The sequence below is a fragment of the Pseudomonas sp. AK181 genome (assembly GCF_051122975.1).
Taxonomy (GTDB): Bacteria; Pseudomonadota; Gammaproteobacteria; order Pseudomonadales; family Pseudomonadaceae; genus Aquipseudomonas; species Aquipseudomonas lactis.
On the sequence record NZ_CP146348.1, the window covers coordinates 763251 to 777188 of the forward strand.

General features: G+C 52.1%; 14 protein-coding genes. 7 read left to right on the forward strand and 7 right to left on the reverse strand.

Annotated features, from left to right (window positions below; all coding sequences use genetic code 11):
* Positions 1–147: 147 nt before the first annotated feature.
* Positions 148–1467, reverse strand: coding sequence for a site-specific integrase (locus V8689_RS03675; protein WP_008432853.1), 1320 nt, complete (start codon positions 1465–1467; stop codon positions 148–150).
* Entirely contained in the window at positions 1464–3350 is a 1887-nt protein-coding gene (gene mobH, locus V8689_RS03680) for a MobH family relaxase (RefSeq protein ID WP_008432854.1), read from the reverse strand. The genes V8689_RS03675 and mobH overlap by 4 nt, the downstream gene beginning before the upstream one ends.
* A 205-nt stretch (positions 3351–3555) precedes the next feature.
* Between mobH and V8689_RS03685 the strand changes: the two genes are divergently transcribed.
* Positions 3556–4044, forward strand: a complete 489-nt coding sequence (locus V8689_RS03685; RefSeq protein ID WP_019821334.1) for a hypothetical protein — start codon at positions 3556–3558, stop codon at positions 4042–4044.
* Positions 4045–4279: 235 nt separating this feature from the next.
* On the forward strand, positions 4280–4603 hold the full coding sequence (locus V8689_RS03690; RefSeq protein ID WP_008432855.1) for an Ac45/VOA1 transmembrane domain-containing protein: 324 nt from the start codon (positions 4280–4282) through the stop codon (positions 4601–4603).
* Positions 4604–4635: 32 nt separating this feature from the next.
* On the opposite strand, the gene V8689_RS03695 is transcribed toward V8689_RS03690, so the two are convergent.
* Genes V8689_RS03695 through V8689_RS03715 form a run of 5 tightly spaced genes read right to left on the reverse strand, consistent with a single transcriptional unit; the run spans position 4636 to position 9284 of the window.
* Positions 4636–6150 carry a conjugal transfer protein TraG N-terminal domain-containing protein gene (locus tag V8689_RS03695; RefSeq protein WP_008432856.1) on the reverse strand — a complete coding sequence of 505 codons (1515 nt, stop codon included), beginning with the start codon at positions 6148–6150 and terminating at the stop codon, positions 4636–4638.
* The gene (locus tag V8689_RS03700) at positions 6147–6527 is read right to left on the reverse strand and encodes a hypothetical protein (protein WP_008432858.1); all 381 of its coding nucleotides are present in this window, start codon (positions 6525–6527) and stop codon (positions 6147–6149) included. Before V8689_RS03700 ends, V8689_RS03695 begins: the two co-directional genes overlap by 4 nt.
* A gap of 8 nt (positions 6528–6535) precedes the next feature.
* Positions 6536–7897 (reverse strand): integrating conjugative element protein, encoded by a 1362-nt coding sequence (locus V8689_RS03705; protein WP_024073345.1) that lies wholly within the window; start codon positions 7895–7897, stop codon positions 6536–6538.
* A gap of 20 nt (positions 7898–7917) precedes the next feature.
* A complete protein-coding gene (locus tag V8689_RS03710) occupies positions 7918–8859 on the reverse strand; it encodes a TIGR03756 family integrating conjugative element protein (RefSeq protein ID WP_008432863.1) in 942 nt (313 codons plus the stop codon).
* Positions 8856–9284, reverse strand: a complete 429-nt coding sequence (locus V8689_RS03715; RefSeq protein WP_008432865.1) for a TIGR03757 family integrating conjugative element protein — start codon at positions 9282–9284, stop codon at positions 8856–8858. The genes V8689_RS03710 and V8689_RS03715 overlap by 4 nt, the downstream gene beginning before the upstream one ends.
* Before the next feature lie 948 nt (positions 9285–10232).
* Here V8689_RS03715 and V8689_RS03720 point away from each other — a divergent pair.
* The 5 genes from V8689_RS03720 to V8689_RS03740 all read left to right on the forward strand — a co-directional run bounded on the left by V8689_RS03720 (position 10233) and on the right by V8689_RS03740 (position 13821).
* Positions 10233–10565 (forward strand): DUF2790 domain-containing protein, encoded by a 333-nt coding sequence (locus V8689_RS03720; RefSeq protein WP_008432869.1) that lies wholly within the window; start codon positions 10233–10235, stop codon positions 10563–10565.
* 217 nt (positions 10566–10782) lie between these two features.
* Positions 10783–12108: an OprD family porin gene (locus V8689_RS03725; RefSeq protein WP_008432871.1), complete on the forward strand. Its 1326-nt coding sequence runs from the start codon at positions 10783–10785 to the stop codon at positions 12106–12108.
* Positions 12109–12327: 219 nt separating this feature from the next.
* Entirely contained in the window at positions 12328–12603 is a 276-nt protein-coding gene (locus V8689_RS03730) for a metal/formaldehyde-sensitive transcriptional repressor (protein ID WP_024073346.1), read from the forward strand.
* Positions 12604–12614: 11 nt separating this feature from the next.
* Complete coding sequence (gene dmeF / locus V8689_RS03735; protein WP_008437453.1) at positions 12615–13580, forward strand: CDF family Co(II)/Ni(II) efflux transporter DmeF; 966 nt, start codon at positions 12615–12617, stop codon at positions 13578–13580.
* 43 nt (positions 13581–13623) lie between these two features.
* Positions 13624–13821, forward strand: a complete 198-nt coding sequence (locus tag V8689_RS03740; RefSeq protein ID WP_008437450.1) for a DUF1289 domain-containing protein — start codon at positions 13624–13626, stop codon at positions 13819–13821.
* The last annotated feature ends 117 nt before the right edge of the window (positions 13822–13938 follow it).

A 13938-nucleotide genomic window follows, 5' to 3' on the forward strand; every position in this document is an offset into this window, starting at 1 on the left:
TATGACGCCTTTTTTTGTGCCTTGAGCAAAGTCGTACCGTTCGTCTGGAAAAAATCCGGATTTCGACCTGGTTCTTTATTCCGGGCATGCGAAAGCCTCTGGCCAACCAGAATTCCCTATAGCCAGTGCGCTTTGATTATGAGCGTACTAGGGCGATGCTCTGGAAAATGATGAGCTTCGCATTGAATGCTCAGTTGAGGTGCGTTTCCTGAATGTGCCGACACCAAGCCCGCTCGCCATTAGCGTCAATAGTAGACTCTGCTCTACTTGATCTACTGGTGGGTCCATAGAGCATGTCATTGACTCGCGATGCAGTTGCGCAGATGCGAGCTCGAGAGCCTTCTGTAGCGCGCTTCGGCCAGTCGACTTGGTCCGCCGATCAATACTGACCTCTGTGCTGCTAGATTGTTGTGGAGCTGGCAGCTTCTTGGGCTCTGGTTGAGCGGTTTCCTGTGAATGCACACCTATTTTGGCGGGTAAGGGGGCAGAGGGTTTGCCACTTGGATCAACCCGTGTCACTCGGCTCAGAGCGCCCTGAGCCCGACTCCGCTCATGTAGAACAGCACGCATATGGTCGTAGTCCGCCTCTATGTAATTCATCGTTGTCGCTAGATTCGAATGATTCAGCAGGCTTTTCGTGAGATGAATGTTTCGCTCAGGCTGCTTCATCAAGTCTGTTGCTAATGTGTGCCTGAAGCGGTGAGGGGTCATGCGCACGCCGATCTTATCGGTGAGCTTGCCGTACATTGACTCCACCTGGTCGATGTTCATTTCCTTGCCATGGAAGTGACGAGAGAATCTGTTGACGTTGAACAGCTGATCGTCTGGTGAAAAACCGATTTTCTCGGCCTCCCCCAAGATCCTGGATAAGTGTGGAGCGAGTCCTTCCATAATGGGGAGGAAAAACTCCCGATGGGTCTTCTCTGTTTCACCGCGGACCAAGATCATCTGGCTGTCCCAGTCGATATCTTTGTAACGCAGGCACAGCAGGGCATTCAGACGTATGCCTGTGTAATAAAACATCTCGAAGACGCTGAGCCAGAACCAGGCAGGTGTGATCTGGCTACGTTCATGCGTACAACGTTCTTGGCCTACAAGGGATATGAGCCAGTTGCGTGCTCGTTGGATGGCGTCTCCATTGATTGTCTTGCTGGCTCGCTTTGGTGGGATAACGCTGGTTTTCTTGAATGGGTTGATCGTGGTATGGGTCATCAGGCCGTGTTCTATGGCGTAGCCCCAAACAGTTCGAAGGTGATTTGAATAGGTGTTCCAGCTGCGTTTGGATAATCCGTTCTCAAGGACTTTTTTTCGCCATGTCAGAACCGCACGATGATCGATCTCCTCAACTGAGGCCGTTCGGAAATGCTTGAGTAGTGCTTTGGTCGAGGCGCGATAGATCTTTGCACTGGCAGGCCGCAGATCATGGGCAAAGATGTATTCCTCCGTCAGATTCGAGGGCGTCGTCATTGTGGCGGCTCCGTTGCTTCTGACTTCAAGGACAGGCTGATATTGTCGAAAGGGACCTCAGAGAAGATTGTTCGCGGGTCTAGTAGTAAGTACCCCTTGAGCTGCTTGGATTTTCGAGGTCCAACAACGTCACAGGTCCAAATATTCAAACTCTTATGCGTTTTTCGATGAAGTTTCTGTTTCTCGAAACTACGTTGAACCAGCTGCCAGGCGCTGACTTGCTGTACTTTGGCTTGCTGTTCGATATGGGGGAATTCAAGGACGTAGCGTTTGAAAATTCCAGGCGTTACCAGCATAGCGGTCCCTGCTACGGTATGAACCAGCGCTTTGGTATCGTTGATAATGATGGTCCGGGATGCGATGCCTTTCTTAAGCCATTCAACAAATCCCTGACCGATCTCGGTGTTATTGCTAGGCATCGGAGTGACTTCTTCGATTATTGCTAAAGGCGCACCTCCTTGATTGGAGGTTTGGGAAGGCTGGATTTCATCCAGTTTCGGAGGCGCGGTATGTGCCGCTGAGACCGCTTTGTTTTTGGTGTCTTCTGATGGCTCATTGATGTTACCAAGGAGCGCCAGTAGCTCGTCAAATTCATCTGTACTGCTCGAGGAATGCTGAGGTAGTTCGAACGGTGATGGCTGTGCCGGTGCTAAAGGCGCCGGCACAGGGCTGGATTGAATTTCCGAAGGCAACTTTTTGGCCGGTGTGGCGACGGTATTTTCAGCTGCAGAGTCTTCTACCGGGTTGCCAGCTTCTACCTCAAGAGTCCCAGCGTAAGCTGTGGGCCGATCACTTGGATCATTCCAGATCAGTGCCGGTGAGAGCTTCAGCAGGGTGAAGGTGTTTCGCCAACCACGACCATTGTCTATCGTGGCTTTCCAGATTGCCTTGTCTTGGGCATTGGTTTGGATTACCCCCTGATCTTGCAGCATGTTGAAGAAAGGCGCATTCGTACTGGGTACACCTTCAACGCCTTTGGTCAGCAAATAGGCTCGCAATTGATCAGCAATAGGCTTGCTAACCAGCCAAAGAGCATCCTGTGTCAGCCATCCATCTGACGGTCCATCGGGTTGATTCAGTTTGAATGTATCTCGGACCAGGTGACGCAACCCATCTGCTAATTGACGCTGCAAAGACTGTTTGGGCGCGGACAGCGCGCGGGCTGGATTTCCACCGAGCTCCTGTGCGACGGACGCCTGATCGGCCTTGACCACGATCTCTCCCAAAATGCCGGCATGTTCGTACTGACCAGCCAAAATGAAGATTAACTGCGACCACACTTCGGGGAAATTACTGAGCCAATCTAAGATTTCTGAGGAGAGGATCTGCGCGTAGATCAGTGCGGCAGCGGCTCCGTGAAGTTGGTAGTTGCGTCCTTTCACGTAACGGAATCGATAGGGACGATCGATTGGGCCGTGCCACGGGTGCCAGGTTTTACCTCCTGCCAGCTCGACGTGCACGTCGACGGCGATCTTGCCGAGGTCGTGTATCAGAGCGCCGTAAGCCGCGGCGGCAGTCCAGGCCTCAGCCTGTGCTGATTGAGACTCCGGCGGTGCGCCTATAGGAAGCAGGTAGCTCTGTCGAATTTTCAAGGCATAGGCGACGATTTCAAGCCCGTGATCCAGCATGCCGCCAGGGTGTGCATGATGGTGGTTTTGCGAAGCAGGGAGCTGCTGGACCAACTCCGCGTAGCGCTCAAGTGGACGCCTATAGAGCTCGACAAACTGTGAGCGAGATAACGATGCGCGCTGCCAAATGTTCTCCAGTAGTTTCTGACGGCGCGGCGATGCCAGTAGTGCTTGGCTAGAGGCCGGCTGTATAAAACCGTTAGGGGAGGGGCTTTGGGCGGGTAGCGCTTTATTGCGGCGGAAAATAGAGAACATCGCCTGCTCCGTAAATGATTCATGGGGCAGGCTTTTCTCCTATCAAAGGGGGGGCGAGCAAGGGGAAAGGATCACTGGTTGCCTCGGGTATTTCTTTTGGCGAAGAGCCATCTTTCTATGGTGGTGACGGAGAAAGGAATGCAGAATTATCGTCGTTTCGGTCTAAGGGCACGGGGCCGCAGATCGACTATGTGAGGAAAAAATGATGGTTTCACTTCGCTACGCTACGAAATCAACCTCAGATAATGTTTGGGCACTTTGTGATTTGATACGTGACAATAAGTGTGATGAGATCATTCTTTTTGCTAGTGTAGGGAATGATCTTGATGATGAGGAAGCAAGGTGGGACAACAACCTTCCTCTGGTTGTCGCCTTAGCTAAATATATTATTCCTCACGTTGATAGCGTCTTGGTCATTTTTGATGGAGTGTTTCTAACCGCTGCGCGTTCCGCTCGTTATGGTGAAGTACGTGAACTGCTGGATGTAGCTATTGCGTCTGACAAGGTTTATTACTCTGGGCAGAGAGCCCCACTTACTAGCGAAATGACTCCTGACGAGGCTGTTTCAACTCTTATTAATTTAGGTTCTATCCAACCGTTGACGGTTGAGTCCAGAGCTGAATACTTTTCTTTGCTTAGTAATTTTACAGAAGACGAGTTAGTTGAAGTTTATTCGACTCGCGAGATGCGTTGATGAGATTGGACCTTTTTCCCGCTGAAAGCGGCCCTTTCGGGTAAGGCTTTTACCCTTGTGAACCATTCCATTCGCTTCTACAAAACCTTTTACCTTTTGGGCCATTTTTGTTGTGAAAGGGGGGCATCTGGTGCTGAAGGCAAAGGCCGTTTGTCTCATGATCTTGCAGCATAGAAAAATCGGTATTATAAGTAATGTCAAATCGCCCCTAGACCGGGTAAGAAGGAGACGCACCATGACCGCACAGACCTCTCAGGGAGTAGCAAGTCGCTTAGGCTATGGCCTGGGTCAGGCTGCGCGCCTCGTTTGGTGCAGTCAGAACCGTACCCTGCGTTGGGTCAAGCGTCTGGTTGTGGCTGCCGTACTCCTATATTTTTCTGCAGACATTTTCAGCGGGATTATCAGCGTTGCAGTATTTACCTTGGTTTTGGGTGGAGGGCTCTGGGCGTTGAATCACAGACCTACGCCTCGCAGAAACCAGATAGAGTATGGTCAATGCTATGGCCCCGATGGCTATGGGTACTATGTTGCTGGTCAACGTGTAGACGACGATGATTAAGGGTCTCATATCAATGATATGAGACCCTTACGTTACATAACGCTACGTTTGACAGTATTCACCCCTTCCTGACCTGCCTTTTGAACATCTTTTGTTCCGCTGGTAAGGCCTTCCAATGCTTTTCCTGCGCTCACCCCTGCCCATCCCAGCGCGCCCATCCAAAACACTGGCAGGATGATGAACATCGAGCCCATCACGAAGTTTAAGATTGCGTCCTGGGTGGCAGTGTTCAAACCCATCACAGGATCAAATGATAAATGCGGAGAACCGGCTCCATATAAAGCGTCCAATATCGTGGTATCGACCCATCTAGCCAGTTGAAACCAAAAGTCCACGAATATCAGAGCGAAAAAAACAACGGACATAGTCATGGCCACTTTTAGTTGGTAAGCCCCGACGATTAGCACCAAGGGAATGCAAATCACCATCGCCATTTTCAAGAACGCCATGACCATCGGTAGCGCCTGGCGAACCATGTCCATCGCTGGAAAATAGGCCATAGATCCTAATGCAACCCCGAGAGTCCCCGCTGCCCGGGCTGCACCATTCCACACAGTTCCGTCGATTTGTCCCCCGTAGTCCGTATAAACATCCCCTTTCACCTGGTTCGACGGCGAGACCAGTTGCCGGACAAGCGAGTCAGTGACTTCGTCCGGGGACAACCACTTTGCCCAGCCGAGCATTTTGGTCATGAGGTCCGGCGACACTTGAGCCTTGATACGGTCCCGCAGTCCCACTCCGCTATCTGACCACCATTGTTTGCAAGTTGGATAGCCCCCACCTCCACCCACTTGTGGTAAACCCACATCACGAGATGCGTTATAGGGCCATGATGCCCTTGGAGTTTTGGAGTAGTCCGTGTCGTAATAACCCGAGGTGTTCAATAAATAGTGCGAACCAATCCAGCTGAGTTCCTGCGCAAAACGAGGGTCATTCCCTTGCGCTCCCAATTCGGGTTGGCGCATGAATAATCTGGCACGGGAGGGTCCATAGCAATCGTGCGTAAAGTCGCCAATTTCCTGAGCCAATAGCGGGTTGTTGATCTTGGTGTTGCTAACTTCCATGCGTACTTGCCGTAAATCAGTCCCGCAGGGAATTGCTGCTACAGCGCCATTGGTTAATCCCTTTGATAATGCATGCATTAATGCCCACCACATGGGCATCTGGGCACTCTTTCCTGCCAGTGAGCTGAATGTTGTGTTCCAGCCTGTGTCTGTGGGTTTAGGTAAGTTGTATTGACATTGCTGAGCTCTACTCTGGTCAAATGCCAAGGTATCAAAACTCACATTGACGGCTGGTACAGCGAAGAATGCGACTACGATGTAGCCAACGTAGATATTGGTTTCGATACGTGCCAGTGAGAGAACGCCTTTGTTGCCCTCATCGGCCCCCTCACCACGGACTTTCAGCCACTCTCGAATAACGATGATGCAGAAGGGGAGGGCGAATAGACCGGTATCTGAAATCATCGCCCAGATACCATTGTTGATGATCCAACCGACCAACGTCAGGTAGTACTCTAAATAGTCATTGGTGTAGAGCGTCACAGAACACCCCCTGCCTGATACAGCACCTTGCTCAGTTCAACCATCAGAAATAATAAGATCACCATTATCTCGATCTTCAACAGGCCTTTGCGCCGTTTCGAGCGTTCTGAGTTCGATAACCGTACCTTGAATTTGAACCAGGCAACGGTCAGTGCGATATAAAGCATTAGGCGCCAGGTAAAGAGCGGCCAATAGTGGTCGGTGCGCCAGGCTTGCCATTGCTCGGCGCTGTCGAACATGTTCATCAGGACAGCGCTGAGTAGGACTACGAGGGCGGCAGTCGCGAGCAAAACACCCAGAACAAGCAGAATGCTCCTCCCGGTTCGTCGAACCAGCGAACGGTTGGGAGCGGCGACAGGCTCCTGTATTTCGGTCATGGCCTTTCTCACTGTTTGTTCTGGGCGGGTGACTGCAACTGGTCCAATCGATTCGTTTCTGGGGCTCCCGGGGACACGCCACGAGAGTCTTCTGCCCGTGCTTTGCTGCGTTCAATGATGGTCAGAGGCGAGTTCTTCGCGAGCTGCTGACGCATGTCCAGTTCCATTTTGAGGTTGCCGATCTCCTGTTGCAGCGAGGAGCTCTGCTGGCCGACTGCCTGGACGGCGAGGTCATTAGCCGCGACGTTCGGTTCCCGACTGCCTGCCATCAAGGTGCGCTGTAGGGTCAGAGCTTTCTCCAACACATCGGACAACGCGACTTCGGAGGCAAGCCGGCGAGCGAGTACGTCCTGGTCGCGCTCATCCTTGAGTGCTGCTACAACGCCTCGGGTGATGGGTAACGAGTTGCTGCTCGCTGCTTCCAGGTTTTCTAGCGACAGCGTTTTGCTTCCGCTCAGCAGTTCCTGCAGGGCCTTCAGCTTGGTGTCGTACGTTTCCTGGATCAGCGGCGTGAGGCCGACGCCTGCGGCTGTCACCGTTTTAGGGCAACTGTCACAGGTCTGCTGTTGTTGTTCACCCAGGACACGATTGGCAAAGGTGGTGGCTTCCTGGGGCGATGACCAGACATTGCACACCATGCCGTTGTTGCAGTTCGCTTTACTGATGGATGCGGTGTCGCCGGCCGCGCGCTTGTTCAGAAGGTTGTAGCCCGCCTTGGTGACGTCGCCTACGATACGAATTGGCTTCTGACCGGAACCACCTGCTCTATCACCACCAACCCAAGTGACGCCATCGTTTCCACCTTTCTTTTCGACTTGTTCCACCGCCGACACTGCGTCTGTGTTGGATGTTAGCGCCTGACTCATAGCCTGACCTTCAGCAAGCTTGCCCCAGCCCATTTGGTTACCGGCGATATCCGCCATCTTTTCGCCAATGGCGCGGCAGGTGCCTTTGGAGCGGTCGAAGTCCAGGCGGGCCTGCAAAATGCCGTTGGTGATGAGGTTGTATAGCGCCGGGTTCGCACGTTGAAGAATCAGTGCCGGCAGCGAAGCCACGGCGCTGGTGGCGCTCTGTACCACCGAGCTCATGATGTTTTTGAAGCCGGAAGTGGCACCATTCAATTGGTTTTCAAGGGTTGTGCTCAGGCTCATGTTTCCGCAGATTAGATTGGTATTCCAACCGCCTCCCACAGAAATACTATCCATGTTGCCTGCGCTCCCCATGGTGACTGCGTTGCCGCCGCCAATGCTATACAGCACGTTGTCCCCAATGACGCTTCCGGAGGAGGAGACGTTGATTGGATCAGCAGAGAGCGCTATTGCACTGCTGAGGCTGCAGGCGAGCCCTATCGCCAAGGTAGTGAGTTTCATGCTTTGCTCCGATCGCTGTTTCATTGGAAGTCCGTACTGCCGAGGAAGGTCTGTCCTCGACGCTGGCAACACGAATAAGGGCGCCAGAGTGCCCAGGCGTAGCCGCCATCCTGCGCATCGATGTTCGGATCGATGGTGGGAAAGGTTGCGCAAGTCGGGTTGAGGACTGGGGTGAGCTCTTGCCACTTACCAGTGGAGGCGTCACCTTCGCGTAGCGGCCCTGCGGGCCAGTAACCGGGGTAGGGAAGGGCGAGCATCGGCAAGTAGACATGGACCTGGCCTGGGCGGGTAACCACGTCGCCGGCACGCTGCGCAATAACTGCGCCCGTTTTGTAGTCGTCAGTCTGGTTAAGGAAGCCGCTACGCGGGTAGACGTTCCCCCAGCTGCTTGCTGAGAGCAGGCTACCGACTTCGCGCATGCCCGGAATGAGTGCTTCGGGGTATACGGATTCCGGGACGCCGTATCGCCAAGCAATGGGGTCAAGGGTGCTCAGAAAGTAAGGCACAAGCGGTAAGGTTGCGCCTTTGCATACATAGCCCGAGGCGCTGGCAAACTGACTCAACGCCGCACCACCTGGATGGCCGATGACATCGGCTTCCTTAAATTTGATGATGTTGTTCTCTGCAACGTGATTGGTAGTGCCGTCGTTGCCCGCTTGGGCCATCGGATTCGGGGTGCCAAGAGGTGACATCTCTATCCAAGGGTTCATCCCGGTATTCGCATATGCAGACACCACAGCGTCCGGTACGTAGTGACGAACCTTGGTCGAGGTTTTGACTTTGCATCCGAATGGCGTGCAGAGCAGCCAATAGCAGATGCCGACCACTTTGTACTCCAGGCAGGTTGGTGACAGGGTCGAGGCAATAATCGCTGCCGAGTTGATCGCAGCCGATGCACTGAATGACAGGCTGAAAGTGATAGCCAGCGACAAAGGCCGGATCGCAAAACGTGAGCGTCTCATCGTGACAGGCTCCGTGCTCGTTCAATCAACGCGACGGCTTTAGCTGCGTCAGGCTCGCCGTACACGACGTAGCGACGATCTACGACCACGGCTGGGAGTTTTTCGACTCGCAGGCTCCAGGCGTCTATGACGCCCTGCTGGGCTTGGGCCAACTCGTTTTGCAGATGCTTCCCTGCAGGGCTGACAAGGTAGCGTTGAATGGCCGCTTCTGCCTGGCGTGGATCGGCGGGTAGTTGGTTGGAAAGTTGTTCTTCAAGGCGCTGCTGATCATCCAGGAAGATGACGCGAGCGCCAGAAGGTGCGGATACTGGATGTGCTCGGTTTGTAATGACCCACGTCTCCGCGTGGGACGCAGTTGACAAGAACAGTAGCAGTGAAAACAGCCAGCGCCGCGTTTCGCTAATGTGGGTAAGGATCTGGAGCATGGCACCGTACCTGATATGGATTCAGGTACAGAAGACCGGATGGCTGTCTTGAGCGCAGTAAGAAATAGGAATTTGGAAGCTTTGGGTATTTGAGAGCGACGAATTCGTGTGGGTTGGATTAGAGATGGCACTTGGTCGGCTCAAATTGACGACGCAGTGAGTACGCAGTTAACTGGCTATCCACACAGCAAGAGTTCAAGCCAAGTTTATGAGGCGACCCTTCTTGGCCCCATCGCCGCCGATGGTCCACAGTACGCCAGTCGGACGAGTCTCGCCACCGCCCCACGACATAACGAAAAATCACTTCTATTGAAGCTTCGGGCGACATCAACGGCAAAATGCTCGCCCTGCCGATATCGTCAGCGGGTTTGGTCGTGCTGGAGAAAACAACCTCAAGATTCGAAGGCTTTATCTTTATCCTTGGGCAGGCAGTAGTTTGTGCTGTCCTGCTTGAGATCCTTCACGATCAAATGTTGCAAACGGAGCGCCTGCTGCACAGCTTCAATGTCATCTTCGATGACGTTAAGGATAAGATAAAAACCTATCCTCCGAGACCGTATTGCTGTTAAAGACCATCCTGCCGATTGCGTTTTCGGTGCTCTACGTAGTGCCTAATTTCCGCAGCCCATGAGGCTTTTGTGACACGTTCGTAGTCTCATTTAGCTACGCCCAAACGATTCATCCGCCTGTAGCGGTCAAAGCCGCTTTTCATAATAGGAAGATATGCATTTTTATAAAAAATCTCTAGATGCTCCAGGTGGGATACGAGTTGATTTCTGATGGTCGTATGATGCATTCAGCGTGCTCTGCCAATAAAGCTAAACTTTAAATAGTTGAACTCACGAGCTCTACGAGAGGCCTTACAGATATGTAATATTCGCGGCAGCTTCCTGAAAGGCATCACTGGTTATCCTCTAGTCAGAAGTAAGTGAGCACTAGGAGAAAATCATGAAATTATTAAAAGTTGTTTTTGCCGCTTCCATCTTGACCATGTCTTCTTTGGCCATGGCTGAAGGAGGTGGTGACCGTGTTTATGGTCGAATGATGCAAGAGAACCAGAAGGCGATGGAGCAGTACGCCTTAGAAAACGGAAAGGCGACACCTGAAGTTGTTCATTATGAATACGGAATGAACCTCGATGTCCAGAAGGTAATCAGTACCACTCAAGCCAATAAAACCTGTGGCGTAGCCCCTTCGCGCATGACCTATGAAGATTCGGCGGGCAAGCTCAACACCTTGGAATACAAGGTTATGGGTACTAACTGCCCTCACGGAAGTTAATTAGCGTTAGCCCTGACTGCGCAAGGTTGTTCGGTATGTTTTGAGCCTGCTTGCTGTTCGCTGACACAGAAGTAATTTTCAGGTCACGCTGGAGTTATCTATTGTATGAAATTATGTCTGCCGGCACGTAGGAGAAATCCTCACGTGCTGGTGGCTTTTATAATTATAAAAAATATTTCATAAAGAAACTCTGCCAAGCTAAAGCCTGGAGTGTTAAATGAACAATAAAAGCATTTATGGTCTTTCTCTCATTTCCCTTGGCATGAGCATGGGGCAAGTTGCAGTAGCTGTGGAGCAAAAGCCTGAAGGGTTCATTGAGGGGAGCACCTTTAGTATTCTCAATCGGAATCTCTATCTCAATCGTGATTATCGAAAGGGTCAATCAAGCCCCACGGGCAATGGTTACTCAGCCGAATGGGCTCATGGCATCATTGGCCGATTCGAATCAGGCTTTACTCAAGGTACCGTAGGCTTCGGCATTGATGCGTTTGCAATGGAAGGCCTCAAGCTCGATTCAGGTGATGGTCGCTCGGGAGCCCGTAGCTCAGTCGATGTCTTGCCGCACAATAGCAAAGGCCAACCTGAAGACTCCTACTCAAAAGTAGGCGGGGCCGCAAAAGTGCGTTTCCTGGATACAGTCGTCAAGGTAGGCGACGTATTTCCATCGACGCCTGTCGTTGCCTATGGGGATTCCCGACTTCTCCCGGAGAGTTTCCGGGGTGCAACGTTCACTAATACCAGCATCAAAGGCCTGACCCTTCAGGGGGGCCGGCTGCATGCGATGAGCCAACCCAATTCCAGTAGCATGCGTGACGGCTTTTCAACTTTTTACGCCGGTGTAGTAGATGCTCCATGGATCGCTTATCTAGGGGGCGATTACACGGTCAATGAACACGTAGGTGTGAGTCTTTACACCAGCCAATTCAAGGATGTGTGGAACCAATACTACGCGGGCACCACATTGAGCTATCCACTCTCAGAAAGCGTATCGCTAATTGGCGGCTTTAATTACTACCGAGCGGTTGATGAGGGTGAAAAACTTCTGGGAAGCTTCGATAACAAGATCTGGAGCGGCAAGACCGGGGTCAAATTCGGAGCGCACGCCGTGACCGTTGGTTACCAGCGCAATAATGGTAACGACGACTTTGACTACCTTCGCCAGTCCGACTCAATTTTTTTGGATAACTCCATTCAGTACAGCGATTTCAACTCACCGAAAGAGCAATCCTTGCAGCTGCGCTACGATCTAGATATGCAGGCTTTCGGCATCCCCGGTCTGAGCTTCATGACCCGCTACGCTAAGGGTTGGGATGCGGACTATTCCAACGCAAACAGCGTGTACATGCGTCGCGGAGCGGACGGTGCCCCATTGCAGGACCAAAAGCGTTGGGAGCGAGACATCGAGGCTAAGTATGTCATCCAGTCAGGCTCACTGAAGGACATGTCTTTACGTGTCCGCCAAGCAACGACACGAGCTACCGATTTCGAATCTGATTTGGACGAGGTCAGACTGATTGTTGAATATCCACTGCAACTCCTTTAACGGGCATTAGCCATCGGCATCAACTGTCCGGTATCCCCGATACACCCCGTCTCCTTGTTTCTCCTTTGGTTTGGAGACGGCTTAGGCGCCCTAGTGGCGCCTTTTTTTGTGGATTGAAGAAACTGTTGGTATATCCATCCCGGCGGCGAGCGTCCCTGGGGTTGTATGGCTGATTGGAACGTGTGAACATACTCTCAATATAGGTAGGGGGGGTATGGTATGGGTCATATGAGATCAAGCAAAGACAATCTTCTTAAGCGTGTAAAGCGAATCGCTGGGCAAGTCCAGGCGATTGAGCGAGCACTCGACTCTGATGATGACTGCTCGAAAACCCTGCTTTTGGTCGCTTCTGCCCGTGGCGCTATCAATGGGCTGATGGATGAAATTATCGAAGACCACGCTCGTGAACACGTTGCGAATCCGACACTCAGCAACGAAGAAAGAGCGAAAGGCGTCGATGAGCTTCTCGAAGCCATTCGCCGCTATTCCAAATAGGATTTGCCCAGATGAGTAATTCGTACACCGACTATTCCCACGACCATATGTTCCTGGGGAAATCACATGAAGAAAACGCCAAGCGAACCTTGTGGGTAGTGGCTCTGACCGTCGTAATGATGGTTGCTGAAATCACCGCAGGTTATCTCACTGGCTCAATGGCGTTGCTTGCTGATGGATTTCACATGGCAACACACGCTGGAGCACTTGGCATAGCCGCAGCTGCTTACGGTTACGCAAAAAGACATGCCTCAAATGCTCGCTACAGTTTTGGAACTGGCAAGGTTGGAGACTTGGGTGGCTTCGCATCTGCTCTGATTTTGGGACTGGTCTCTTTGGGAATTGCCGGAGAGTCGCTATTTCGTCTCTTTCAACCGACTCAAGTGCAATTCGGGACAGCGACTCTTATCGCAATTGTCGGATTAGCAGTGAATGTGGTGAGCGCGCTTTTGCTGTCTGGCGGTCATAATCATCACCATGGGCATGACCACGGCCAAGATGAATCTCACCATGCACATGGTCATGACAATAATCTGCGCTCTGCTTATATTCACGTCATTGCAGATGCACTGACTTCGGTTCTGGCCATCGCAGCACTGCTTGCTGGTCGTTACCTTGGTTGGGTCTGGCTCGACCCTGCAATGGGGATTGTGGGTGCAGTTGTCATCGCACGCTGGGCTTGGTCGTTGATGCGGGTGACTGCGAGTGTATTGCTAGACCAGACAGATGATCATGTCGCTGAAGAGATTCGTGAACTGGTTGAGCGACAGGGAGATGCTTCGATCATAGATCTTCATGTCTGGCAGGTAGGGCCGCAAGCCCGCGCCGCTATTGTGAGTGTTCTAGGCAGCCCAGCAGTGAATGCACAAAACATACGAGAACGGCTTGCGACAGTTCATGAGATCACTCATCTGACAGTTGAGTACCGCACGAAGCCGGGCGCTGTTTCACCCGATCAGGTCGCCGTTCAGGCTTAGCAATGAGCCCGTAGTTCGCATAAGTTCGCCGAGGAATTGACCAATGGCCAAGGACATCGAGAATCCGTGTACTTCTGTCTGCCAGTTGAACAGCGAACTGTGCGTCAGCTGCGGTCGCACCAAGGAAGACATCAGAAAATGGAAACGAATGAAGCGTCCAGAAAAAATGGCCGCTGTACAACGCGCGACCCTGCGTCTGAAAAGCCTGCAAAAAAAGAACTCTCAAACCACTGTAATTTAACTTTTCTACGCTTTCAGCCGAGACAGATGTCCAGATTCGGAAAGGCAAGCTGAGTGGCAACGCCACCCGAACTTAGCACTATCGTGGTCAGATGCGCAGTGCTTGTCAGCAGACGGA

Excerpts from the sequence above, each read along its gene's own strand:
- V8689_RS03675 (WP_008432853.1), bottom strand. The coding sequence starts at position 1,467 with ATGACGACGCCCTCGAATCTGACGGAGGAATACATCTTTGCCCATGAT.
- mobH (WP_008432854.1), bottom strand. The coding sequence starts at position 3,350 with ATGTTCTCTATTTTCCGCCGCAATAAAGCGCTACCCGCCCAAAGCCCC.
- V8689_RS03685 (WP_019821334.1), top strand. The coding sequence starts at position 3,556 with ATGGTTTCACTTCGCTACGCTACGAAATCAACCTCAGATAATGTTTGG.
- V8689_RS03690 (WP_008432855.1), top strand. The coding sequence starts at position 4,280 with ATGACCGCACAGACCTCTCAGGGAGTAGCAAGTCGCTTAGGCTATGGC.
- V8689_RS03700 (WP_008432858.1), bottom strand. The coding sequence starts at position 6,527 with ATGACCGAAATACAGGAGCCTGTCGCCGCTCCCAACCGTTCGCTGGTT.
- V8689_RS03705 (WP_024073345.1), bottom strand. The coding sequence starts at position 7,897 with ATGAAACTCACTACCTTGGCGATAGGGCTCGCCTGCAGCCTCAGCAGT.
- V8689_RS03710 (WP_008432863.1), bottom strand. The coding sequence starts at position 8,859 with ATGAGACGCTCACGTTTTGCGATCCGGCCTTTGTCGCTGGCTATCACT.
- V8689_RS03715 (WP_008432865.1), bottom strand. The coding sequence starts at position 9,284 with ATGCTCCAGATCCTTACCCACATTAGCGAAACGCGGCGCTGGCTGTTT.
- V8689_RS03720 (WP_008432869.1), top strand. The coding sequence starts at position 10,233 with ATGAAATTATTAAAAGTTGTTTTTGCCGCTTCCATCTTGACCATGTCT.
- V8689_RS03725 (WP_008432871.1), top strand. The coding sequence starts at position 10,783 with ATGAACAATAAAAGCATTTATGGTCTTTCTCTCATTTCCCTTGGCATG.
- V8689_RS03730 (WP_024073346.1), top strand. The coding sequence starts at position 12,328 with ATGGGTCATATGAGATCAAGCAAAGACAATCTTCTTAAGCGTGTAAAG.
- dmeF (WP_008437453.1), top strand. The coding sequence starts at position 12,615 with ATGAGTAATTCGTACACCGACTATTCCCACGACCATATGTTCCTGGGG.
- V8689_RS03740 (WP_008437450.1), top strand. The coding sequence starts at position 13,624 with ATGGCCAAGGACATCGAGAATCCGTGTACTTCTGTCTGCCAGTTGAAC.